General features: G+C 33.2%; 27 protein-coding genes. 18 read left to right on the forward strand and 9 right to left on the reverse strand.

Annotation, left to right across the window (positions count from 1 at the left end; translation table 11 throughout):
* Window positions 1-4: 4 nt before the first annotated feature.
* From EV144_RS19480 to EV144_RS19510, 7 genes are all read left to right on the forward strand, one after another.
* A complete protein-coding gene (locus EV144_RS19480) occupies window positions 5-592 on the forward strand; it encodes a heme-copper oxidase subunit III (RefSeq protein WP_134150830.1) in 588 nt (195 codons plus the stop codon).
* Window positions 593-634: 42 nt separating this feature from the next.
* The gene (locus EV144_RS19485; RefSeq protein ID WP_134150831.1) at window positions 635-1,618 is read left to right on the forward strand and encodes a cytochrome c oxidase subunit 3; all 984 of its coding nucleotides are present in this window, start codon (window positions 635-637) and stop codon (window positions 1,616-1,618) included.
* An 18-nt stretch (window positions 1,619-1,636) separates the two neighbouring features.
* A complete protein-coding gene (locus EV144_RS19490; RefSeq protein ID WP_099710763.1) occupies window positions 1,637-1,987 on the forward strand; it encodes a cytochrome C oxidase subunit IV family protein in 351 nt (116 codons plus the stop codon).
* Window positions 1,988-2,065: 78 nt separating this feature from the next.
* On the forward strand, window positions 2,066-2,707 hold the full coding sequence (locus EV144_RS19495) for a hypothetical protein (RefSeq protein WP_134150832.1): 642 nt from the start codon (window positions 2,066-2,068) through the stop codon (window positions 2,705-2,707).
* A gap of 11 nt (window positions 2,708-2,718) precedes the next feature.
* Window positions 2,719-3,408 (forward strand): SCO family protein, encoded by a 690-nt coding sequence (locus EV144_RS19500; RefSeq protein ID WP_134150833.1) that lies wholly within the window; start codon window positions 2,719-2,721, stop codon window positions 3,406-3,408.
* 1 nt (window position 3,409) lies between these two features.
* On the forward strand, window positions 3,410-3,952 hold the full coding sequence (locus tag EV144_RS19505; RefSeq protein ID WP_134150834.1) for a DUF420 domain-containing protein: 543 nt from the start codon (window positions 3,410-3,412) through the stop codon (window positions 3,950-3,952).
* Between the two features lie 43 nt (window positions 3,953-3,995).
* Window positions 3,996-4,208 (forward strand): hypothetical protein, encoded by a 213-nt coding sequence (locus EV144_RS19510; RefSeq protein ID WP_243854716.1) that lies wholly within the window; start codon window positions 3,996-3,998, stop codon window positions 4,206-4,208.
* An 18-nt stretch (window positions 4,209-4,226) separates the two neighbouring features.
* On the opposite strand, the gene EV144_RS19515 is transcribed toward EV144_RS19510, so the two are convergent.
* Window positions 4,227-5,633, reverse strand: coding sequence for a DUF4403 family protein (locus tag EV144_RS19515; RefSeq protein ID WP_134150836.1), 1,407 nt, complete (start codon window positions 5,631-5,633; stop codon window positions 4,227-4,229).
* A gap of 176 nt (window positions 5,634-5,809) precedes the next feature.
* Here EV144_RS19515 and EV144_RS19520 point away from each other — a divergent pair, with 176 nt between their 5' ends.
* The 7 genes from EV144_RS19520 to tsaB all read left to right on the forward strand — a co-directional run bounded on the left by EV144_RS19520 (window position 5,810) and on the right by tsaB (window position 13,651).
* Window positions 5,810-6,511, forward strand: coding sequence for an ABC transporter ATP-binding protein (locus EV144_RS19520; RefSeq protein WP_134150837.1), 702 nt, complete (start codon window positions 5,810-5,812; stop codon window positions 6,509-6,511).
* On the forward strand, window positions 6,504-7,748 hold the full coding sequence (locus tag EV144_RS19525; protein WP_134150838.1) for an ABC transporter permease: 1,245 nt from the start codon (window positions 6,504-6,506) through the stop codon (window positions 7,746-7,748). The genes EV144_RS19520 and EV144_RS19525 overlap by 8 nt, the downstream gene beginning before the upstream one ends.
* Before the next feature lie 2 nt (window positions 7,749-7,750).
* Entirely contained in the window at window positions 7,751-9,016 is a 1,266-nt protein-coding gene (locus EV144_RS19530; RefSeq protein WP_134150839.1) for an ABC transporter permease, read from the forward strand.
* A gap of 39 nt (window positions 9,017-9,055) precedes the next feature.
* On the forward strand, window positions 9,056-10,171 hold the full coding sequence (locus EV144_RS19535) for an efflux RND transporter periplasmic adaptor subunit (RefSeq protein WP_134150840.1): 1,116 nt from the start codon (window positions 9,056-9,058) through the stop codon (window positions 10,169-10,171).
* 79 nt (window positions 10,172-10,250) lie between these two features.
* A complete protein-coding gene (locus tag EV144_RS19540) occupies window positions 10,251-11,636 on the forward strand; it encodes a TolC family protein (protein WP_134150841.1) in 1,386 nt (461 codons plus the stop codon).
* 6 nt (window positions 11,637-11,642) lie between these two features.
* On the forward strand, window positions 11,643-12,935 hold the full coding sequence (locus EV144_RS19545; RefSeq protein ID WP_134150842.1) for an efflux RND transporter periplasmic adaptor subunit: 1,293 nt from the start codon (window positions 11,643-11,645) through the stop codon (window positions 12,933-12,935).
* 44 nt (window positions 12,936-12,979) lie between these two features.
* Window positions 12,980-13,651 (forward strand): tRNA (adenosine(37)-N6)-threonylcarbamoyltransferase complex dimerization subunit type 1 TsaB, encoded by a 672-nt coding sequence (gene tsaB, locus EV144_RS19550; RefSeq protein ID WP_134150843.1) that lies wholly within the window; start codon window positions 12,980-12,982, stop codon window positions 13,649-13,651.
* Between the two features lie 8 nt (window positions 13,652-13,659).
* Here the strand turns inward: tsaB and EV144_RS19555 are convergent, their stop codons facing one another.
* From EV144_RS19555 to EV144_RS19565, 3 genes are all read right to left on the reverse strand, one after another.
* Complete coding sequence (locus EV144_RS19555) at window positions 13,660-14,472, reverse strand: mechanosensitive ion channel family protein (RefSeq protein WP_134151155.1); 813 nt, start codon at window positions 14,470-14,472, stop codon at window positions 13,660-13,662.
* A gap of 119 nt (window positions 14,473-14,591) precedes the next feature.
* The gene (locus EV144_RS19560; RefSeq protein ID WP_134150844.1) at window positions 14,592-14,969 is read right to left on the reverse strand and encodes a YtxH domain-containing protein; all 378 of its coding nucleotides are present in this window, start codon (window positions 14,967-14,969) and stop codon (window positions 14,592-14,594) included.
* Window positions 14,970-15,127: 158 nt separating this feature from the next.
* Complete coding sequence (locus tag EV144_RS19565; protein ID WP_134150845.1) at window positions 15,128-16,027, reverse strand: NifU family protein; 900 nt, start codon at window positions 16,025-16,027, stop codon at window positions 15,128-15,130.
* A gap of 147 nt (window positions 16,028-16,174) precedes the next feature.
* Between EV144_RS19565 and EV144_RS19570 the strand changes: the two genes are divergently transcribed.
* A complete protein-coding gene (locus EV144_RS19570) occupies window positions 16,175-17,164 on the forward strand; it encodes a type IX secretion system membrane protein PorP/SprF (RefSeq protein ID WP_134150846.1) in 990 nt (329 codons plus the stop codon).
* A 9-nt stretch (window positions 17,165-17,173) separates the two neighbouring features.
* The gene (locus EV144_RS19575) at window positions 17,174-17,692 is read left to right on the forward strand and encodes a gamma carbonic anhydrase family protein (protein ID WP_134150847.1); all 519 of its coding nucleotides are present in this window, start codon (window positions 17,174-17,176) and stop codon (window positions 17,690-17,692) included.
* 85 nt (window positions 17,693-17,777) lie between these two features.
* Here the strand turns inward: EV144_RS19575 and EV144_RS19580 are convergent, their stop codons facing one another.
* The 5 genes from EV144_RS19580 to EV144_RS19600 all read right to left on the reverse strand — a co-directional run bounded on the left by EV144_RS19580 (window position 17,778) and on the right by EV144_RS19600 (window position 21,875).
* The gene (locus EV144_RS19580; RefSeq protein ID WP_134150848.1) at window positions 17,778-18,494 is read right to left on the reverse strand and encodes a LytR/AlgR family response regulator transcription factor; all 717 of its coding nucleotides are present in this window, start codon (window positions 18,492-18,494) and stop codon (window positions 17,778-17,780) included.
* A gap of 121 nt (window positions 18,495-18,615) precedes the next feature.
* Window positions 18,616-19,728, reverse strand: coding sequence for a sensor histidine kinase (locus tag EV144_RS19585; protein WP_134150849.1), 1,113 nt, complete (start codon window positions 19,726-19,728; stop codon window positions 18,616-18,618).
* Window positions 19,729-20,067 carry a DUF4907 domain-containing protein gene (locus tag EV144_RS19590; RefSeq protein ID WP_134150850.1) on the reverse strand — a complete coding sequence of 113 codons (339 nt, stop codon included), beginning with the start codon at window positions 20,065-20,067 and terminating at the stop codon, window positions 19,729-19,731.
* Window positions 20,051-21,058 carry a Kelch repeat-containing protein gene (locus EV144_RS19595; protein ID WP_134150851.1) on the reverse strand — a complete coding sequence of 336 codons (1,008 nt, stop codon included), beginning with the start codon at window positions 21,056-21,058 and terminating at the stop codon, window positions 20,051-20,053. Before EV144_RS19595 ends, EV144_RS19590 begins: the two co-directional genes overlap by 17 nt.
* A 16-nt stretch (window positions 21,059-21,074) precedes the next feature.
* Window positions 21,075-21,875, reverse strand: a complete 801-nt coding sequence (locus EV144_RS19600) for a DUF6268 family outer membrane beta-barrel protein (RefSeq protein WP_243854717.1) — start codon at window positions 21,873-21,875, stop codon at window positions 21,075-21,077.
* A 281-nt stretch (window positions 21,876-22,156) separates the two neighbouring features.
* On the opposite strand from EV144_RS19600, the gene EV144_RS19605 reads away from it, so the two are divergent.
* A complete protein-coding gene (locus EV144_RS19605; protein WP_134150853.1) occupies window positions 22,157-23,485 on the forward strand; it encodes a DUF4270 family protein in 1,329 nt (442 codons plus the stop codon).
* A complete protein-coding gene (locus tag EV144_RS19610; protein ID WP_134150854.1) occupies window positions 23,486-24,721 on the forward strand; it encodes an aromatic hydrocarbon degradation protein in 1,236 nt (411 codons plus the stop codon).
* Window position 24,722 lies beyond the last annotated feature (1 nt).

Raw genomic sequence — 24,722 nt, forward strand, 5'->3', positions numbered from 1 at the left:
TTTTATGGAAATGACAATGACAAAAGGCGAGGAACAAGTAAGAAAATCAAAATCGGCAAAACTGATTTTGTTATTCGCAATGGTGAGTATGACCATGATGTTTGCAGGTCTTACAAGTGCATTTGTAGTGAGTAAGTCAAGAGCCGACTGGTTGAAGAACTTTGAATTACCGACAGCATTTTACTTTAGTACGGTTGTGATTATTGGTTGCAGTGTTACTTTTTACCTGGCTAAAAAAGCAATTCAAAAAGACAATAGAAGTGCAGTTACGACTTTACTTCTGGCAACATTAGCTTTAGGAATTTTGTTTATAATCTTGCAGTTTCAAGGTTTTGGACAAATCGTAGATCAAGGATATTATTTTACAGGAGAAGGTAGTTCAATTACTACAACTTTTCTTTATGTAGTAACGGTTACACACTTGTTACACTTGGCCGGAGGGTTAATTTCACTTTTAATTATAATTTATAATCATTTTAAACAAAAATACAATTCGACTCAAACTCTTGGTATAGAACTAGGTGCGATGTATTGGCACTTTTTGGATTTATTGTGGTTATATTTATTTTTATTTTTATATTTCTTTAAATAAGAAAAAAACGTAAATTTGGGAACTTTTTAACGAATAACTTTTATGGGAGCGACAGTTACTACTGCAAACAACGACGAAAAAACTTGGGGAGGCGGAGACATTCAGCCATTAGGAGCAAGTTATGGTAAAATGATGATGTGGTTTTTCATCGTATCAGATGCCTTAACATTCTCTGGATTCCTAGGTGCATATGGCTTTTCTAGATTTAAATTTATTGAAACATGGCCATTGGCTGATGAAGTGTTTACTCACTTCCCATTTATGCACGGTGTATCTGCTCCGATGTATTATGTGGCCTTAATGACTTTTATTTTGATTTTTTCATCTGTAACTATGGTATTAGCAGTTGATGCAGGACATCAATTGAAAAAAACAAAAGTTGCAATCTATATGTTCTTAACTATTATTGGAGGTTTAATTTTCGTTGGTTCTCAAGCTTGGGAGTGGAAAAACTTCATTAAAGGTGAATACGGTGCGATTGAAACAAAAGGAGGTAGTTTGTTACAGTTTGTTGATGCAAAAGGTAATAGAGTAGCACTAGAAGATTTTGCTGTAAAATTACCAGAACAAAGAGAAGCGCTTTCAAGAGCAAAAGCAAAATGGTTTATGGAAGATGCTGAAACACTTCCAACTTATTCAGTTGCTGAAATTCAGGCTGGCTTTAAAGCACATCCGGAATTGTTGATCAGAACTGAAAAACTTACTGCTGAAAAGAAAAAAACAATCTTAACGAGAGCAGAATCTGAAACTCGTTTAAGTGATGCAAAATATGTAGTAGAAGGAGCAAACTTAACTAGAAACGAATACGGAAGTAAATTGTTTGCTGATTTCTTTTTCTTTATTACAGGATTCCACGGATTCCACGTATTTTCGGGAGTTATCATTAATATCATTATCTTCTTTAATGTATTACTTGGAACTTATGAAAAACGAAGAAGTTACGAAATGGTAGAGAAAGTTGGTTTATACTGGCACTTTGTCGATCTAGTTTGGGTATTTGTATTTACAGTTTTCTACTTAGTTTAATTTTAGATTTTAATTATTATGTCACACGAGCACGTATCAAATACAAAAAGAATCTGGTTTGTTTTCGCATTATTATCTGCAGTAACTACAGTAGAAGTTATTTTGGGTATTTTGAAACCTGGAGTTTTAGAGTTTAATCATTTTGTAGGTTTGAATTTATTGAACTGGATATTTTATATCTTAACAATATTCAAAGCATATTATATTGTATGGGCATTTATGCACATGGAAGGTGAGAAAAGCAGCCTTAGATGGTCTGTTGTATCTCCAGTTATATTCTTAGTTTTATATTTATTGTTTATTCTACTAACAGAAGGACATTATATTTATGGGGTTTTTAAAGATTCTACTATTAAATGGAATTTTTAACATCATATTAATTCGAAAAGAGGCTCCGTTTAACGGAGCTTTTTTTATTTTTGTACTCGAATAACTTCTCTCATAATAATGAAAAAAAATATAGTTCTCTTCTCGCTTTTTGTTCTTCCAATTGTAGCGTATTTATTTTTTGCTTCCGGAGTGAACAGTTTTACTAAACTCCCTACAATAACTCCTAAAATTGCCGATTTTGGAAATTGGAAAAGTTTAAACGGCAAAAAAGTTTCCCTTGATAAAAAGATAACTATTTTAGGTTTTTCCGGATCTAATCTTTTAGCAAATCGCGGTAATTATTTCAATTTAAATGAAAAAATCTACAAACGCTATAATGGTTTTGAAGATCTTCAGTTTGTGGTACTTTGTCCTTTAGGAACTGAAGAAGAAGCTCAGAAAGTTGTAGATGCACTTGCTCCTTTTACAAATGTTTCTGGATGGAATTTTGTTTTTGCCTCGCCAGAAGAAATCAAAACCTTTTATAACCAGCTGCATTTAAAAGGAAAACTAAATGAAGACTTAGGAACTGCAAATGTTTATATTGTAGATAAAGAAAGAAATTTAAGAGGCAGAAAAGATAAAGACGAATACAAAGAAGGCTACGATACTTTTCATCCATCAGAATTGAGTAATGAGATGCTGGACGATTTTAAAATTATCTTATACGAATATCGTGCTGCACTTAAAAAGAACCACAATGCTACAAAAGAACTTTAAATTGTATTATAATGTTTAAAAATAAATCATATATCGGGATTTCGTTTATCATCTTAATTTTCGGAATTTATGCTGTGCCAAAAATTGTGGACAGAGTTAAAAACGGAGAAATAGTAAAAGGAAATCGTTTGGATAATGTTGGATTGAAATCAGATAAGTCTAGCACAAAATTGATTACTATAGGTAAAGCGCCAAAGTTTGAATTGACAAATCAGGACAATGCTAAAATATCGAATGCTTCTTATAAAGGTAAAGTATATGTTTTAGAATTTTTCTTCACGACATGTCCTTCAATCTGTCCAAAGATGAATTTGAGTATGTTGGAAATTGAAAAGACTTTTTTCGGAAATCCTAATTTCGGAATTGTGTCTATAACGATTGATCCAGCGCACGATACGCCACAGGTTTTAAAAGACCATGCAAAATTGCTTGGAGTAAAATCTTCTAATTGGAATTTTCTAACTGGTGACAGAGCTACAATTATGGATTTGTCTAATAAAGGATTTAATCTTTATGCAGGAGAAAATGATAAAGTAAGCGGCGGTTTTGAGCATTCTGGTTTATTTGCTTTAATTGATAAAGATGGAAACATCAGATGTAGAAAAGATGAATTTGGAAACCCAAACATTTATTACGACGGATTAGATAAAAAAGGCGTTAGAGAAATTCAGGAAGATATTAAAATATTATTAGAAGAATAAAATGGAAGACCATTCATTAGAAAAAAAATACAACAAATATATTGTTGCCGTTTCAATTATCGTTCCCGTTCTTGTTGGAATTTTATTTGGTGTTAAACTTAAAGATCTTGGTTTTCATGTAGAGCCTTTGTCGTTTCTGCCTCCAATTTATGCAACTACAAATGGTATAACTGCTATAGTACTAGTTTGGGCTGTTATTGCCATAAAAAATGGAAAGCGTAAACTTCACGAAAGATTAATGACTTTTGCTATTGCGTTATCAGTTGCTTTTCTGGTAATGTATATTGCGTATCATATGACCTCAGATTCTACTAAATTTGGTGGCGAAGGTGCAATACGTTATGTATATTTCATTATTTTAATAACTCATATTTTGTTGTCTATCGCAATTATTCCTTTAGTATTAATTAGTTACGTTAGAGCTCTTTCAGAGCGATTTGACAGACATAAAAAAATAGCTAAAATAACATTTCCGCTTTGGTTATACGTTGCGGTTACAGGTGTTATAGTTTATTTAATGATTTCTCCTTATTATGTATATTAAAAATAAAAATAAGTTTCAGACTTTGAGTTTCAAGTTTCAAAAAATGTTTTTTGGAATTTGTTTCTTTTTGATTGGAATTTCGACGAACGCTCAATGCGCCATGTGTCGCGCAGCTCTTTCGGGCGAGCAAAATGTAAAAAAAGCTGAGGCTGTAAATAACGGAATTGTTTATTTAATGGTAATTCCGTATTTATTAGTTGCTATAATCGGTGTTCTGATTTATAGAATGTACACCAAAAAGAAAAAAGCAGTCTAATATTTAGACTGCTTTTTTTTATTTCAATCCGTTAACAGATACATTAACAGTTCCATTTATTTTTATAAAAGCTATAATAGCTTGATTGGTCAGCTGAATTTTATCAAACTGAATATCTTCCATTTTGCCATTTACAAAAACGCCCGGCATTGGAGAGTAGTTTTTAAGATAAGCCGCCATGCTCTTTTTTCCTTCTTCTAAATTTGGCTGAATCGAATAACGACAGCTTTCTTCCATTTTCTTTAAAACAAAACCTTGCGCCAGCCAATTTGCAGTTCGCATCAGTTTGCTTTTGGTATCTAGAACATAATCAAGTTTGTCAAAATAGATTTCTTTAGTCTGCGGATTATATTGTGGAAATCCGTTTAAATAAAGTGTTCCGTTTATAGATCCTAAAACATCAAGTGCAATAACCATTTTTCCGTTTTTATGCCAGATAGCTACATTTTTCACCGTTACTTTTTTGCTGCCAGATCCAAATTCCTGTCCGGCAAAATTCTTAGTCATAATTTTTGAAGCATCAACATAACTAGAAATAGCGGCAATGTTAGCTGCAATTTGATTTGGAATTTTTGCAACAGGTTTCAATACAATTTTGCTGGCATTAAATTTAGAATCGGGTTGTTTTCCAACAATAGTTTCCATGTTGCATTTCATTCCCATATCCAATACATAAGAGTCTTTTTTGAGTTTAGCATTTGTCGAGTAAATTTCAACCGGAACAATTCTCAGCCAGCTTTCATACGTATCACTCATTTGAAAAGGCGTGCAGATTTTTTCTAAAGCAGCTAAAACATTGGGTTTAAAATCCATTGATTTTTCGATTGCATCATCTATGTTTTTTTCAAGTTTAGATTTGAAAATAGAAATCGCGGGATTTATCAAATACGTAATCGGCATATTTTTTCCAAAGACAACCATTGTTGGGCTTTCGCTCCAGTCTAATGATTTAAATTCGGTTTTAGTCGCCAATTTCCAATTGGTAAGTGCCACGTCACTAGACAAAGTAATAATTCCGTTTAAGTTAAATTCACGAACGTCGTACAACTCGACTCCAAGTTTTTTTGTCCCAATACGATATTTAATAGTCGCTTTTAGAGGCAGAATGGTTTTGATCTTTTTGTCTGGATTTGAAGGATCATTTTGAATTTTTATCGGAGCCTGTTTCCAAATTTTCATTTCAATATCATCATCGTCTATATTGTTATCTTCATATATCAATCCGTTCAGAATAGCATTGGTTTGATTTTCAATATCAGTAAGTTTTACGGTTATTGGCAAGTTTATAAACGAAGGATTACTATCGTAAACTAATGGGCTGGCATCGTCTGGTTCTGGTTTTAAAGTTTCGATTTTTTGAGTTGGAGAACAGCTTGTAAGCAATATAGCTGTAGTAAATATTGAAATAATGGAAAGAAGTTTCATTATAAATGATTTTTTAAAGTGGGGTAAAATTACAAAAACAATTATATTTATTATTAAAGTGTAACATTTGATAAAGTTCGTAGTCTTATTGAAATAACCTAACGCAATTATTAACGTTTCATTATCATAAAATACTTAATAAAAATATTATTATTGTCTTAAAATTTAACAATACCATGATCGAAATTAAAGATTTACACAAGTCCTATAAAATGGGGAGTTCAGAGTTGCATGTGTTAAAAGGGATTAATTTTAATATTGCCGAAGGAGAATTGGTTGCGATCATGGGATCTTCTGGATCTGGAAAATCTACGCTTCTTAACATTTTAGGAATTCTTGATGAAGCAGATTCTGGGAGTTATATTTTAGACAAAACTCCGATAAAAAAACTAAACGAAACGATAGCTTCAAAATATCGAAATAAATTTTTAGGTTTTGTTTTTCAATCTTTCAATTTAATAAACTACAAATCAGCGCTCGATAATGTTGCTATGCCTTTGTATTATCAAGGTGTAAAAAGAAAAGAACGTTACGAAATCGCTATGAAATATTTGGAGAAAGTAGGTTTGGCTACACATTCTCATCATTTACCAAGCGAACTTTCGGGAGGACAAAAACAACGTGTTGCAATTGCAAGGGCGTTAGCGTCTAATCCAAAGGTTTTATTGGCAGATGAGCCGACTGGAGCTTTGGACACCAAAACTTCTTATGAAGTTATGGAGCTTATACAAGGAATTAACGATGAAGGAAAAACCATTTTGATCGTTACACACGAACCTGATATTGCAGCAATGTGCAAAAGAAATGTAGTCCTGAAAGACGGATTAATTATCGATGATAAAATGGTAGAACAAGTTAGAGCTTCATCTTATGTTTAATATTGAGCGTTGGCAGGAAATTTTTGAGGCAATCTCTAAAAATCGGCTTAGAACATTTCTTACGGGAATTTCTGTAGCGTCGGGAATTTTTATTTTAGTGATTTTGCTGGGTGCGGGTAAAGGACTTCAGAACGGAATTGAAAAACAATTCGAAAATGATGCCGAGGGAATTATCGAAGTTTGGTCGAATGTTACCACTAAACAATATAAAGGATTAAATCCTGGAAGACAAATTCAGCTGCGAAATAGTGATTACGATCTTCCCGTTAAAAAGTACAGTGACGAGATTAATAAAAAATCAGATACCAGAATTACCTGGGGTGGTACTACAACTTACGGAAAAGAGTCTGGGAATTATCAATTTAGAGGTGTTACTCCTGATTATTTAGCAATTGAAAATGCAACAATCATACAAGGCCGTTTTTTGAATGATAATGATTTAAAAAATAACGAAAAAGTTGCAGCAATTGGTCTTAAAGTAAAACAGGATTTGTTTAAAGATGTTGATCCTCTTGGGAAAATAATATTAGTAAACGGAATTAATTTTAAAGTTATTGGTGTTTTTACAGATCCTTCCGGAGAACGAGAGGAATCCAGAATTTATATGCCAATGACTACCAATCAGCGTGCTTTTGGTGCTGGTGATAAAATTAACGGAATGATGTTCGTTTTGAATAAAAAGGCCAATTATGATGAAGCATTAGCACAATCAAAGAAATTTACCGAAGGTGTTAAAGAGTTATTGAAAAGCAAAAATATTATCGCTCCCGATGACGAAAGTGCTATCGGAATTTATAATTCTGTTGAAGATGCCAAGCAGTTTTACGATCTCAATCTTTATATAAGATTGTTTTTCTGGTGGGTTGGTATTTGTACTATTATTGCCGGTGTTGTTGGTGTAAGTAATATCATGCTTATTATAGTAAAAGAAAGAACGAAAGAAATAGGAATTAGAAAAGCTCTTGGAGCTTCGCCATTTTCGATTATTTCGATGATACTTCACGAATCTATTTTTATTACCACAATTGCAGGTTTTGCGGGACTGCTTGCCAGCTTACTTTTATTAGAATTTGTGGGGCCAATGGTGCAAAGCGAATATTTTAGAAATCCTGAAGTAGATTTTAGTGTAGCCTTAACAACATTAGTACTGCTTGTTTTTGCAGGAGCAATGGCAGGATTTTTTCCGGCGTACAGAGCAGCCAAAATTAAACCTATTGTAGCACTTAGAGACGAATAATTATGTTTAAAAAAGACAATTGGGACGAGATTATACAGGCTTTAACTGCCAATGTTTTTAGAACGGTTCTAACTGCATTTGGGGTGTTTTGGGGTATATTTATTTTGGTAATATTACTTGCTGCTGGAAAAGGCCTGGAAAATGGAGTAAAGAAAGGGTTTGACGGAATAGCAACCAACACAATGTTTATGTGGAGTCAGACTACTTCAAAAGCTTATAAAGGGCTTCCGAAAGTGCGCCGTTACGATTTTAGAAATAGTGATGTACAGGCTTTAAGACAAGCACTGCCGGATTTATTATATGTTTCGCCAAGAAATCAATTAGGAGATTTTAATGGAACAAACAATGTTGTTCGTGGTACAAAAACGGCTGCATTTACCATTTATGGAGATTATCCGGAATTGATTAAGCAACAGCCAATGGATATTATAAAAGGGCGTTTTATAAATCAGCAGGATATTCTGGACAGAAGGAAAATTGCGGTGATTGGAAAAGGTGTTATCACAGAACTTTACGGAAAAGAGGAAGAAGCTGTTGGTACGTATGTAAAAATCAACGGAATCAACTTTATGGTGGTTGGAGTTTATAATTCTAAGCAGCAGGGAGGAAATGCAGAGCAGGAACAAAAGAATATTTTTATCCCTTTTACTACATTTCAGCAAGCTTTTAATTACGGAGATAAAGTGGGATGGATGGCGCTTACTGCAAAAGATGAAGCATCTATTACAGAATTAAAACCAAAAATTTTAGAATTAATAAAAGCATTGCATTCTGTAAATCCAGCAGATGACCGTGCAGTTGGAAATTTTGATTTATACGAGCAATTTAATAAAGTGCAAAGTTTATTTAACATCTTACAAATCATAGCTTATTTTGTAGGAACTTTGGTTTTGATTTCGGGAGTTATTGGTATTTCTAATATCATGCTTATCGTAGTTAAAGAGCGTACCAAAGAAATCGGAATTAGAAGAGCATTAGGAGCAACGCCGGCAGCAATCCGCGGACAGATTTTATCAGAATCAATATTCTTAACCATCATTTCTGGTATGCTGGGTATTGCCGTCGCAACGGGCATTATTGCCCTCTTAAACATGGCCTTAGATTCAATGCCTCCGGGAAGTAATACAATGTTTGCAAACCCAAGTGTAGATTTGCGTGTTGTATTTGTTGCCTTATTAATATTAGTAGGATCAGGTTTGCTGGCAGGATTTATTCCGGCGCAGACTGCAATCAACGTAAAGCCGGTAGATGCTTTAAGATCAGAATAAAATTATCAATCAAAAATAATCGATTAAACCAAGAACAAAATGAAAAAAGGAGTAACGGTAACCATTTTAATTTTTATTGCAATAGTTTTCTTTGGCGCACTTTATTACTTGTATGCCAAAAATCAAGAGTCGCCAATAGTCTTTAAAACTGAAAAAGCAGAAATTAAAACGATTGTAAAAAATACTATCGCGACAGGTAATATCCAGCCAGATGAAGAAGTCCTAATCAAACCAAACATCTCGGGTATTATTGAAGAAGTATATATCAAAGCAGGAGAGAAAATCAAAGCAGGCGATATGATTGCTAAAATTAGAGTTGTTGCAAACGTTTCTAATGTAAGCAGTACACAAAATCAGGTACAGACAGCCAAAATTGCATTAGACAATCAGGAAAAAATTTATCAAAGACAAAAAACTTTATTTGATAAAGATGTAATTTCTGCAAATGATTTTGATGCAGCTTCTGTAGCGTACAAACAAGCAAAACAAACCTATCAGGCAGCAAAACAAAGTTTAGATATTGTAAAAACAGGAACAACATCTTCTTTAGGAAGTTATGCCAATACTTTGATTCGTTCTACAGTAAACGGAATGGTTTTAGCCGTTCCTGTAAAAGTTGGAAATCAGGTTATTGAAAGTAATAATTTTAATGAAGGAACAACAATTGCAAGCGTTGCCGATGTGGGAAGAATGATTTTTATTGGAAAAATTGACGAATCTGAAGTAGGTAAAATCAAAGAAAAAATGCCTATCGAGATCACAGTTGGTGCAATTGAGAACAAAAAATTTGATGCCGTTTTAACTGACATTGCCCCAAAAGGAGTTACAGAAAATGGTGCTATTCAGTTTGAAATTAAAGCAAGATTAGAAAATAGAGACGGCACCTTTATTAGAGCTGGGTTAAGTGCAAACGCGTCGATTATTTTAGAGAAAGCAGATAAAGTAATGGCTATAAAAGAGTCATTGGTACAATTTGATAAAAAAACACAAAAACCTTATGTTGAAGTCGAAACTGCTCCACAAAAATTTCAAAGAAGAGATTTAGTTTTAGGAACAAGTGACGGAATCTATGTTCAAGTTAAAAGTGGTATTAAAAACACAGATAAAATTAAAATCTGGAATCAAGGTTTAATTACCGAAGGAGAGAAAAAATAATTTGAAATAGAAGGTTCTTTTTGGTTTTAAAAAATGTTAAATTTGCGTAGTATCGATGCTATGCTTTCATTCAAAATATATGAAAATAAATAAATATAATAGTCTTGTTTTTGCATTGTTATTCGGTTTTGGATTATCAGGACAGGCGCAATCCAAACAATGGACTTTAGAAGAATGCGTGAGATATGCACTAGACAATAATATCACCATAAAACTTTCAGAGTTAGATGTTAAAAACGCTGCAATCGATAAAAAAGGCGCATTAGGTAGTTTTTTACCATCTGTAAACGGAAACGCTTCTCACTCCTGGAATATTGGTTTGAACGTTAACCCGGTTACGAATATCGCTACTACACAAACCACACAATACTCATCACTTGGGGTAAACGCGGGAGTAGATCTTTACAAAGGTTTGCAAAATCAAAATATTTACAGAAGAACAAAACTTTCTATCATAGCATCGCAATATCAATTATTGAAAATGCAGGAAGATATTTCTTTGAATGTGGCGAGTGCATTTTTGCAGATTTTGTCTAACAAAGAAGATTTGAAAGTTAAAAAAGAACAATTAGCAATTGATGAAAAACGCTATACACGTTCTGAAGAAATGGTAAATGCAGGAACAATTCCGCGTGGAGATTTATTTGATCTAAAAGCTACCGTTGCAACAGACAAGCAAAATATCACCGTTTCTGAAAATAACTTATTGATTTCTAAATTAAGTTTAGCGCAGCTTTTACAGCTTAAAGAATTTGCAGATTTTGACGTAATTGACGATACGAATGCCAAAGATGAAAACAACATTATGGCGCAAAATCCGGTTGACATTTACAATAAAGCAAAAGAAATCAGAACAGAATTAAAATTAGCGCAGACTAATCTTGAAATTGCAGAGAAAAATGTTGCTATTGCAAAAGGAGCATACCAGCCAACACTTAGAGGTTTCTACGGATTTAGTACAAGCGCAAGTTATAGTGACAGACTTATAGGAACAGATGGTGCAGGAAATCCACTTTATTCAAGTCCAGATCCTGTATTTACACAGTTTAGTGATAATAAAGGACACAATTTTGGTTTTCAGTTGAATGTTCCAATTTTTAATGGATTTTCAGTAAAAAATAATGTAGAGCGTAATAAAGTAAGTTTAGAGAAATCTAAAATAGATTTAGAACAAAAAAGTTTAGATTTGCAACGTAACGTTTATACCGCTTTTACAGATGCAAAAGGCGCTTTAAACACTTACGAATCGTCTACAGTAACTTTAGAAGCAAGACAACAGGCTTACAATTATGCAAAAGAAAAGTATGATGTAGGTTTAATGAATTCTTTTGATTTTACACAAGCACAGACTTTGTTAACAAATGCGCAGTCAGACGTTATCAGAACAAAATACGATTATATGTTTAAAATAAAAATACTAGAATTCTACTTTGGAATTCCAATTATTCCAATTATCACAAAATAATTTACTATGTCAAAAAAAACAGTTTATTTCTTAGTAGGTGGTGCAGTAGTTGTTATTGCAGGACTAATAGGCCTTTCTAAAGCAGGAGTGATAGGAAATAAGGATGAAGGAAAAGAAGTAGAAATTTCAAAAGTAATGGCTTCAACCATTATCGAAACCGTTTCGGCAACAGGTAAAATCCAGCCGGAAATAGAAGTTAAAATAGCTTCTATGGTTTCGGGAGAAATCATTGCATTAAACGTAAAAGAAGGGCAGGTTGTAAAAAAAGGCGATTTGCTGGTAAAAATAAATCCCGATTTATACACTTCTGGATTAGACAGATCCGTGGCTAATTTATCTGGATCTAAAGCAGGATTAACACAGTCTGAAGCTAATTTTAAAGAAGCAAAAGCAAGTTATGAAAGAAATAAAACCTTGTATGATAAAGGTGTAATTTCTAAATCGGATTGGGATAAAGCAATTGCCACTTTTGAAGTAGCAAAAGCAACCAAACAAAATGCATATTATACCGTACAAAGTGCATCGGCTTCTGTTACTGAAGCAAGAGATAATTTAGGGCGTACTACAATTTATGCTCCGGCAGCGGGAACTATTTCCGTATTAAATGTAGAATTAGGAGAGCGCGTTTTGGGAACACAGCAAATGGCAGGAACAGAGCTTTTGAGAGTGGCAAACCTCAACAATATGGAAGTTGAAGTTGATGTAAACGAAAATGATATTGTAAAAATAAAAATCGGCGACGAAGCCAATGTTGAAGTTGATGCTTATCTAAAAAAGAAATTCAAAGGCGTTGTAACCAGCATTTCTAATTCTGCAAGTACAACTTTAACTTCAGATCAGGTAACTAATTTTAAAGTGAAAGTTCGAATTTTAAAAGAATCATACCAAGATTTATTAGAAGGAAAACCGGCAGAATTTTCTCCGTTTAGACCAGGAATGACCGCTACTGTTGATATTCTTACACAAACCAAAGCAAATGTTTTAGCAGTGCCAATTAGCTCTGTTGTGGTAAAATCAGATACAACTGCAGTTACAGAATTTAAAGTTGATGATCCTAACGAAGATAAAAAAGCAGCTCCAAAAAGTGATAAGAAATTTGAATGTGTTTTTGTAAAAGTAGGCGATAAAGCTAAAATCAGAGTTATAAAAACCGGTATTCAGGATGATACAAACATCGAAGTAATGTCGGGTTTAAAACCAGGTGATGTTGTAATTACAGGTCCTTATACCACAGTTTCTAAAGAACTGAATTCTGGCGATAAAGTAAAGCTTAAAAAAACAGATACGCCCAAAAAGTAATCTAACACATTTCAAGCAAACATAAATTTTAAAAATTACATACATTGTCTTTTATCCTTAATATCGAAACTGCAACCAAAAACTGTTCTGTATCCATTGCAAAAGATGGCGAAACTATTGTGTGTAATGAAATTGCCGATGAAGGTTATTCGCATGCAGAAAAACTTCACGTTTTTATAGAAGAAGCAATAGCAGCAGCAGGAATTACAGTTCAGGATTTAGCAGCAATTGCAGTAAGTCAGGGACCGGGTTCTTATACTGGTTTAAGAATTGGTGTTTCGGCAGCAAAAGGATTGTGTTTTGCATTAAATATTCCGCTGATTGCAGTAGATACTTTAAAAGCTTTGGCATCTCAGGCCAATGTTTCAAGCGGAAAAATTATTCCGATGCTAGATGCACGTCGCATGGAAGTTTACAGCGCTGTTTTTAATGCCGATTTAGAAAATGAAAGACCAATTAAAGCAGAAATAATCGACGAAAATTCTTTTGCCGAATATACAGAACCAGTTTATTTTGTTGGTGATTGTGCTGAAAAATGCAAACCGGTTTTAACAAAAGAGAACTTTGTGTTTTTAGAAGAAATCAAATATCCTTCGGCGAAAGCCATGAGTAAAATCAGTTATGATAAGTATCAAAAAAACGACACTGTAGATGTCGCTTATTTTGAACCTTATTATTTAAAAGATTTTATGATTGCCCCGCCAAAAAAGCAATAAAAACTATTTTATTTTTGAAGTGTAAAAGGCTGAATAGCAATTCCTGCTTCATCTAAAGCTGTTTTGCAATTTTCTAATGTATCTGAAAATACAGATCCGTAATTAGCATTTTTTGCCCACGGGCGCACTGCAAACTCTACAGAACTTGCTGTTAGATTTTTTACAAAAACTTCCGGTGCGGGTTTCGTAAGTACTTTTGGATTATTGTTTAAAACTTCTAAAAGTACTTCTTTAGCTTTTTTAATATCCGAATCATAAGAAACAGCAAAAGTCAAATCGGCTCTTCTTTCTCCCTGCATCGAATAATTAATTATCGTTCCGTTTGATAAAGCGCCGTTAGGTACAAAAACAGTCTGATTATTTCCCGTCAGCATTTTGGTAACAAAAATCTGAATTTCAAGAACAGTTGCGATAACGCCTTGGGCTTCTATAGTATCGCCAACCTTAAAAGGTTTGAAAACGATAATTAACATTCCGCCCGCAAAATTAGAAAGAGAACCTTGCAGAGACAAACCTACTGCAAGACCCATTGCTCCTAGAATGGTAACAAAAGAAGAAGTTTCTATTCCTAATTTTGAAATAAAAGACACAAACAATAAAATTCGGAGCGCCCAGAGTAAAATGTCGGCGAGAAATTTTGTTAATGTTGGATCTAAATTTCTCTTCACCATTATTTTTCTAATCGCCCTGTTTGTTAATCTTATGGCATATAAACCAATAAATAAGATTAAAAAGGCCGAAATTAATTTTGGCGAATAATCTACTAATATGTTAACAAATCTTGTTACGTAATTGCTAAGGTGATCTGGATCGATGTACATCATTTTTTTGAATAAAAAAACCTTCCCAAAAGAGAAGGTGGTATTAATGCTGCAAATATAAAGATATTTATTCGATCATAATAAGAATAATTCTGTTCTATATTTTTATTGCTGTAAATTTAGTCTTCGTCTGTCAGCGGTTTCTCGCTCGTGTCCACAACCGTTTCTGTAGCAAGAGTTTCGGGATCAGTATTAAATTCTGCAGTTTTCTCTTTTATAGAATCAATCACATCATTTAAGGATTCTGAAGCTTTTTCTACATATTCGCTCATAATATCTTTTGCATGATGTACATAATCTGCAGCACTTTCTATAATCGGCTCTGCAGCATCTTTGACTTTTTCGATCGTTTCTTCGGCAAAAGTTTCTGCCTTATCAATATAAGGAGCGGCAGTTTCTTTGGCTTGTTCAAAAGTGTTTTCGGCTTCAGTAGCCAAATCGGAAGTAGAATCTTTGGATGTACCAAATAGATTCTTGAAAAAAGAAGATAATCCCATAGTTTTAAAATAGATTAGTTTTTGGAAATACAATAATAACTATTTTTCAATAACAATGATGTTTTATAGTGCAGATTTTCAATTGGTTTTCTCAAATTTCATATAAAAAAATAGCGCCTCATTTGAGACGCTATTGATTATTTTAAGAGATGTATTTTTTAAGCATTTGTCGCTTCAACCTTAATAGCCTCATCATTAAGCATACTTTTCAGCATATTTTCGATACCGCTTTTTAGGGTAAAAGTAGAAGACGGACAACCACTGCAAGCACCTTGTAAAAGTACTTTTACTGTTTTATCTTCTTCATTATAAGATTCAAAAGCAATATTTCCACCGTCTGCAGCTACAGCCGGTTTTACGTATTCTTCTAAAATATTGATAATTTGCTGTGAAGTCACATCTAATTTATCAAAAGCTTCATCTTTTGTAATGTCATTTTTGGTAGTAACCTGAATTAAACTTTCGTCTAAAACAGTGCCGCCGTTTTCGATAAATTGTTTGATAAAAGTTCTTAATTCCAGTGTAATTTCAGACCAGTCGTTGATGTCATATTTAGTTACCGAAATATAATTTTCATCAATAAAAACTTCTTTTACATAAGGAAATTTAAACAATTCCTGAGCTAATGGAGAAGATACAGCCTGATCGATATTTTTGTACTCGATAGCATTTCTGGTTAACATTCTGCTTACCACAAATTTTAAAGCTGAAGGGTTTGGAGTTGTTTCTCCGTAAACTGTAATAGGTTGTTTTTTAGCTTTGTTTTCATCCACTTTAATGATCACGCCGCCTTTATCTACATAAGCTTCAATTTGGTCTGCAACAGCGTCTTTTACATCATCCCAATCTACAATGCTGTATCTTTCGATTGCAATAAAATTTCCTGAGATGTAAACGGTTTTAACAAACGGAAGATAAAATAATTGTTGTGCTAAAGGAGAAGCTTGTGCTTCGTCTATGTTTTTAAACTCAAAGTTTTCATTTTGAGTGATAAAGTCTTCAAATTCGAATTTTAAAATGGTAGGATTTTGAGTTTCTTTTATAGTGATTTTTGCCATGGTCGTATATTTTTTGCAAATTTAGTAAAGTTATTTTCTACTAATAGCTATATTTGATTTTTTAATAAAATAATTAAGACTCTTTTACAATAAATCTCGTTAAAATTTTTGGGAGAGTGGGGATTATTTTCAAACAAAATTGCTTTTATGAAATTTAGAATCAAGGTTTTATTTATTTTTTTGATTACAACATTTTATTCTTACTCCCAAGAAGGAATTCCTGTGTATTCAGATTATTTATCGGATAATTATTACCTGATTCATCCTTCTATGGCCGGGGCGGCAAACTGTGCCAAAATAAGATTAACAGCCAGAAAACAATGGTTTGGGCAAGATGATGCGCCAACACTACAGACTTTGAGTTTTAACGGAAGAATAGGCGAGCGCTCTGGTGCGGGAATTATTGTTTTTAATGACAAAAATGGATATCATTCTCAAAAAGGAGTAAAACTTACTTATGCTCATCATATTATGTTTTCTCGAGATGAAGTAGATTTAAATCAGCTTTCGTTTGGTATTAGCGGCGGATTGATTCAAAGCCAATTAGACGAAACCACTTTTGGCGGTACTTTTGACCCTATCGTTTTTGGTTCTATTCAAAAAGATTCTTATTTTAATATGGATGTGGGAGCATCTTATAATTATTTAGATTTTTATGCTCACGCTACGGTTCAGGGCCTTCTTGAAACCAGAAGAGATTTATATACAGAATATGAAAGCAATAACCTGAGAAAGTTTTTGCTGAGCGTTGGATATGTTTTTGGTAAAAACGAAAACATTACCTGGGAGCCATCGGTTTTGTTTCAATTATTTGATCAGACGAAAGAAAAAACAATTGACTTAAACATGAAAGCTTACAAAAACATGGATTTCGGAAGTTTGTGGGCAGCGTTGTCGTATAGAAGAAGTTTTGATGGTGCTCAATATAGTACAGGAAGCGGTGTATCTTCTCAAAAACTACAATATTTTACACCAATTGTGGGGGTTAATTTTAAGAACTTTATGTTTGCTTACACGTATTCGCAAGTTGTGGGCGATGTAAAATTTGATACTGGCGGTTATCACCAAATTACTTTGGGGATTAATTTATTTTGTAAAAAAGAACGTTACGACTGTAACTGTCCGGCAATTAATTAAACTTTTATTATGCTGATTAAATCTGTAAACGGAAAATCTCCTGCGATTCCAGAAGATTGTTATGTAGCCGAAAATGCAACTATTGTTGGCGATGTTACTTTTGGAGAATCTTGCAGTGTTTGGTTTAATGCTGTAATTCGCGGTGATGTTCACTTTATTAAAATAGGAAATAAGGTTAACATTCAGGACGGAGCGATTATTCATTGTACGTATCAAAAGCATCCAACCATTATAGGAAATAATGTTTCAATTGGTCACAATGCTATTGTGCACGGTTGTACCATTCATGATAATGTTTTAATCGGAATGGGAGCAATCGTTATGGATAATTGCGTTATAGAAAGTAATTCGATTATTGCAGCCGGAGCGGTTATTACTCAAAATACCGTTGTGGCTTCTGGAACTATTTATGCTGGCGTTCCGGCTAAAAAGGTAAAAGATATAGACCAATCTAATTTTGCCGGCGAAATAGAGCGTATTTCAAACAATTACGTAATGTATTCTAGCTGGTTTAAAAACGAAGAATAAAAAAAAGAAATTCCAAAATAAAAATTCCAAATTCCAATGTAGTAAAGACTTGGAATTTGGAATTTTTATTTTGGAATTTAATCGCTTATAAATTGATCTTTTCAAAGAAAGTATTTTTGTAACTTTCACTAATCGGAATTCTTTTATCGCTAATCAAAACTTTATTTTTCTGAATAGATTTCACGTGTTTTATATTAATAATATACGATCTGTGAATTCTTGAAAATCCTTTACTGGAAAGTAAATTTTCTAACTTTATTAAACTAATTAAGGTTAAAGTAAATTTGCCGTCTGTAGTATAGATTTTTACATAATCTTTCAATCCTTCAATAAAAAGAATATCGGCAAAATTCATTTTTACGTTTTCATATTCTGCTCTTACAAACATAAAATCCTGCTCTAATTCTGGAGCAGTTGTATTTTCAGAAATCGCCTGAACAGTTGTCGCAGGATTTAAAATTTGTTGTGCTCTTACAACCGATTTTAAAAAACGATGAAAAGGAATCGGCTTTACTAAATAATCAACAGCGCCAAGATTAAAGCCTTCTACGGCATAATCAGAATAAGCGGTGGTAAAAATTACTAAAGGTTTTTTTTCGATAGTATTCAAAAAATCAATTCCGGAAAAATGAGGCATCTGAATGTCTAGAAAAACCAAATCGACATTGTTTTGATTGATAAACGAAACAGCATCAATGGCATTATTAAACGTATTTATTAATTCCAGCGATTCTATTTTCTTTACAAAATCTTCTAAAAGTTCAACCGCTAAAGGTTCATCATCAATAATTACACACTTCATCTTTTGGGTATTTAATTAGAATAAATTTGTTTTGGTCGTCAAAAGTAGTTTTAAACCAGTGAATTAAGTTTTAAAATTTTCATAAAAAAACTGCCTCACTAATTTTATACTTAGTTTGTTTTTAATTTAATTCCGTCTGAATTTCATCTAATTTTAAATTAAGATGAACACGGTAAAACCCATTTTCTTGTTTAATGATAAGTTCGTGCGCATTTGGATAAAGCAAATCAAGTCGGTTTTGAATATTAACCAATCCAATCCCTGAATTTTCAGGATCTTTCACATAATTTTCAACAGTGTTTTCAATCCAGAAATCAAGATTATTGTCGGATATAAAAATCTTAATTTTTACGTGAGTCGCGCCTTTATAGTCAGTTCCGTATTTAAAAGCGTTTTCAACAAACGAAATCAACAATAATGGCTCGATAAATTTGTTTCGGGTATCGCCGTGAATGTTTACAACAATGTCTTCGATATTATTAAGTCTAAGCTTTTGTAATTCGATATAATTCTGAATGTAATTCATTTCTTTTTCTAAAGCCACCGTTTTATTATCTGTTTCATACAGCATATACCGCATGAGTTCAGATAATGTCACGATGGCATCAGGGACCAAATCAGATTTCTTATGTGCCAAAGAATAAATACTGTTTAGAGAATTAAATAAAAAATGCGGATTGGTTTGTTTGCGCAGGTAAATTAATTCTGTATTTGTTCGATGCGTTTCTGCAATTAATTTGTTTTGTTGATTGTTGTAAAACTCAGTCAATGTTCTAATAATCGCACTAATAGTAATAATTAAAATATAGAAAAATGAAGGACCGATTTTAAAAAAAAGCGGCTGCCTCATTTCTACTCTATGGTGTTTTCCTCTAAGAAAAAAATGATCATCAAGAGGCATTGTTCTGGCTGGTATCATATTACCGCCAAATCTTAAATGTCTGAATTCCGGAATAAAATAATTTATTCTGATAATCATAAAAACGGCAATAAGACTAAAGGCAAAAATAAAATAGAGCCAATATTTTTTTTGCAAAAGCAGGACTGGAACCAAATAAAAATAGTTGAGGTAAAACAAGACAATTCCTGTAAACCATTGTACATAAAAGTCGTTATTGATGCTAAACGGACTTTCGTAAAATTGAATCAAAGAAGTCAATATAAAGAAAATCCATATGGCACAATGGAACAAAATTTTGTTATTACCGCTATTTTTGATGGTATCTATCTGCATTTACAATTTTATTTTTAATAAAATTAAATCTTTTTTGGTTACCGTGGGCGATATGTTTTGATGGAGTTTCTTAACCACAAGATCAGCCACTTTTAAGGCATCATCTTCTGTAGAGAAACTTTTGCTGTCACTTATTACAGGAATAATAGATTGTTTGATTACAATTTTATTCTTGTAAGCAATGGTATAACCCCATCCTGACTGTGTTTTAAATGTTTCAGCTTTCAAGCTTTCCTTTTTTGAACAAGCAGAAAGCAGTAAAACCAGCAGTAAAAAAACTAAATTCTTCTGGATGTTACCCCAGAAGAATCGGTTATTGTTATTAGTTATCGTCGTCATTTTGTTCTTCTGTAGGTTTAAATTCCCAAGCATCATCAAAATAAGTAGAACCTATTCTTCCTAACATATAAAAACCTCTGTTGTTAATTGCAAAACCAACAGCATCTGTTCTTGTAGCACCTTCCATAGGAGTTCTTTCCACCCAAAGATCTGTACTCGGATTGTACTCCCAGATTGTTTTTACACTTTCTCCACCCACAACATAACCCAATCCATTCATAGTAAAACTAGAAGCATTAGAACGAAGGATCGCATATTCGTCATTGTAACTGTCGTCATCATCAGTATCTTTATCGATATCACGCTTTCTTGTCCAGACATCTGTAGAAGGATCAAATTCCCAGAAATCTTCCTGCATAACGCCATTGTTAACACCAGTTACCAAATACGCTTTATCAGAAATTACAAAAACCGTAGCGTTACGTCTTTTATTACCGCTAAATCCGTTTACCAAAGTCCAGGTATTTGCCTGATCATTGTATTGGTAAAAATCTTTCAGATAATTTCCGTCATAACCAGTACCAAAATAAGCCTTTCCGCCAGCCTGAAAACCTACCGCTGCATAACGCGCAGTACCTGCAAAGTCCGTTTTTTGAGTCCAGCTGTTGCTCGTAGGATCGTATTGATAGAAATCTTTCAATTTATTAGTTCCATCATAACCAAGACCTACATATCCTTTTTCGTTTAATGTAAAACTTGACGCAGAACTTCTGCCAATTCCTGTAAAATCAGCTTTTTGTTCCCAATAATCCCCTGTTGAGTTATAGGCCCATAAATCTTTTAAATATACATCTCCTGTATAACCAGTTGCTACGTAAGCAAAATCTCCAATAACAAAACTAGTAGCACTAGATCTTGCAGGTCCGTCAAAAGCCGATTTTTTAACCCAGTTTCCAATCAAATCATCATCGTCATTGTCATTGCTGCAGCTCACAAAAAAAAGGCCCGATAAAAGTGCCGCGAATAATATTCCCTTTTTTAAATTATTCATAGTGTATTAAATTTATTTATTGTTTGTATTTGATGCCAATTCCTAAAATATACCCGTTGCCGGTATTAAAATCATATACTTTGTGATTGTCATTATCAATCAGATTGTATTTTTTATTAAAGTCATAACCCGCCTTAAAATTCAGAAACCAGTTTTTAGTCACATTTCTTTCATATTCAACTGCCGAAGTCATTTGCGATAAAACAGCTTTAGAAGCATTATAATTCACATCATTTTGAGTATCCAAATTGTAATAATTACCATTAAAGCTATTCGTTACACTAAACCTGTTCCGATCATTATTAGCGTACGAAATTCTGGAATCCGGAAAACCAATCGATATATCGCTTTGTTCATTAAATTTATAATTGAATGAAAAAACGGGCATGAATTTAGGATCGCCAAAAGCAGTTGTCCGCGCGGCTCCAATAGTAATCGAAGCATTCGGATTCAATTGCTGATTAAGTTCAAAACTTCCTAAGACCGTAAGATCAGAAATAGCTAAATTTTGTTGAAAATTTACTGTTGGCGTAACCGTAATATTCAATTTTGTCTTATCTGATACTTCATGCGAAAATTTGATTTTGTTTTGAATTTGATTGAATTGATTTAAATCTTTAAAAGGAGCAAAGGTTTCAAAAACCGTTTCTTCATAATTCACTTTCAGATTAGAATATTCTAATGTGTTTGTGATGGTGTTTTTTGCACTCACTTTTTTATGGAATGAAAATCCAATATTGGTTTCATTAAAATCAATCTTATCAGTTGGCTCCGTTTTTACATTTACCACAGCAGAAAAGTTTTCTTGAGCTTTCACTGTGAAAAATGAAATGGAAAAAACCAAACAAATTAAAAATCTTATTTTCATTACTTAATTATTGGTTCAAAAGTAGGTGGCAGATGGTTTTAAAAAAAAGAAGATATATGTATGCCCCTTTTTGATAGACGAAATGAGCATTTTTAAGCCTGAATGAAGTATTGGCGGCTGTAAATCTATTGTAGATGTTTTTTTGCTATTTATAGTCCAGAAAAGCCCAACCGTATATGTTATAGTGTGGTGCAGGAGAGTGCAATTTATATTTGTTCAAAAAATGGATTATGTACAAGTTTATATTGATGTTCTTTTTCGCCATCACTTTTATTTCATGCGGAACCGATACAGATGCCGGCGAATTTGTTGTGGGTTCTGATTACTTGGCTTTAAGCAATAAAGTTATCTTGATTGATACGGTTACGGTGGATATGTCTACCATAAATTTTGATTCGCTTGCTACTTCAAGTCAAAGCCGAATTTTAATTGGTAATTATGATGATCCTATTTTTGGGAAAGTAAAATCAGACAGCTATTTTCAATTGTCTACAGAGACTTATGCCTTAAACAATTCGGGATCCGATACAGAAGCAGTCAATTATGTTTTTGATTCTATATCGATGATTTTAAAATATAACAATTACCATTACGGAGATACTACAAAAGTGCAGACGTTTGATATTCATCGATTAACTCAAAAAGTGAAACCGAATACAGACGATGATAGTTTTTATAACAATTCAACTTTAAGCTACAGCGACGAAAGTCTTGGTACAATTTCATATAAACCACGACCGACAGAAAAAGATTCTATCAATATAAAAATGAGCAGTGAATTTGGCGCCGCACTTTTTCAGAAATTTAAGAAACGAGAAATTACCGATTTTGATAGTTTTACCGAATATCTAAAAGGACTGGTTTTGGTTCCTGCTACTTCTAATTCTTCGAGTGTAATTGGTTTTAGTGTTGCAACAAGCAAAGTAAGATTGTATTATTCCAAATATCAGGCAGATACAGAAGAAACTCCTTATTTTATAGATTTTACTATTGCCGATATTGCGAAGCAGTTTAATTCTATTTCATTAAATAAAACAGGAACACTGCTTCAAAATCTGCCCATTTCCAGCAGTAAACTCTCTAGTTTATTAACCAATCATCAGGGATTTATCCAGGCCGGAACCGGCGTCGCCTGCAGGCTTGATTTTCCCAATATAAAACAGCTTAAGTATATTGCAAATAACGGAGCAATAGTGGATGCCGAATTGATCTTAAAACCGGTCAATAATTCTTATTCAGAACAATATCCTTTATCCGACTCTTTAAAAGTTTATGTAGGCGATAATTTAAATCGAATAAGCGGTTCGCTCGCAAATTCTGCCGGAACTGCTGTTTATGGTATTCTAAATAAAAAGAGCGATGAGTTTAACGAAAATGTAGGTTACTCGGTTCGTATTGGTAATTTTCTTCAGAAAGAAATGCTCAAACAGGCAGACTCCCGATCTTCTCTCATTCTTACCTTACCAGCAATTTCTAAAGCAGTAAATAGAATTGTTTTAGGAGATCAAAAACGTTTGGAGAATAAAATTCAATTGAAAATTTATTACATCTCATATTAAATGAAAAATAAAATAGTTTTTTTTAGCTTTTTCCTTCTGATGTCGCTGACTTCATTTTCGCAAAGCATTTCAAGTTCTCCTTATTCATTATATGGTTTAGGAAGTGTTTACGATTCAGATTTTGGCCCGCTGCCTTCAATTGGTTCATCAGGAATGGCATTGCCGTCAAATACTTTTATAAACAATTTAAATCCGGCGTCATTGGGTTTTATGCCTCAAAATCATTTTATGTTTGATATTGGAGGTAAAGCAATTGCAACGACATACCAAAGCAGTACGAAAACAGAAAAGCGTAATAATTTTCAATTTTCTCATTTAGCATTTGCTTTTCCGGTTACCAAAAATTCAGGTTTCAGTGTTGCTTTACGTCCGTATTCCAGCGCGGCATTTAAAATCTCCAATCTTAAACTGCCCATTACAGACAGTCAGGAATTTTATTATTTAAGTGCAACAGGTTCTGGCGGACTTAATAATTTGGATTTTTCATACGGTTACCGATTTGGGAAGAAATTATCGTTAGGAGCAACGGCAACTGTATTGTTTGGAAATACGGTTGATGACAGAACCTTTCTTATTTTGAATTCGCTGACCAATATTCATAAAAAGACAGACTACAACGGTTTGCGTACAACACTTGGCGCACAATATAAAATCGATTCGACTTTAACAATTGCTACAACTTTTAAAATTCCGGCTCAAATTAAAGCTTCAAAAGTGCAATCTGTTCAAACGGTATCAGACGATGTGGTAACGACAATAGAATCCGAAGCAGCATCTGATGTAGATGATTATTATATGCCATTAGAAATTGGAGTAGGGATTAGTAAACGTTTCAAAAATAATTTGAACATGACCTTAGATTATGAAAAGAGTTTATGGAACGATACCAGACAATCTGAGTTATACGGAAATTTTGTAAATCAAGACCGATTTGCACTTGGATTTACTTATAATACGAAAAAGAATATCCGAAGTTATTGGGATAGAATACAGTATTTGGCGGGAGCAAATTTTGATACCGGTTATCTTGAAGTAGACGGAAAAAGGGTTAATAATGCATCGGTTTCTGTCGGACTTTCTTTGCCTATAGAAAATACATATTCGGCCCTGAATATTTCCTATTCGTACGGACAAAGGGGAAGGGTTGCCAATGATTTAATAAAAGAGAATTATCATAAAATCTCAATCAATTTATCGCTTGACGGAATTTGGTTCGTAAAACGTAAATTTGAATAAG

Origin of the sequence: Flavobacterium sp. 270 (assembly GCF_004368785.1) — a bacterium.
Taxonomy (GTDB): Bacteria; Bacteroidota; Bacteroidia; order Flavobacteriales; family Flavobacteriaceae; genus Flavobacterium.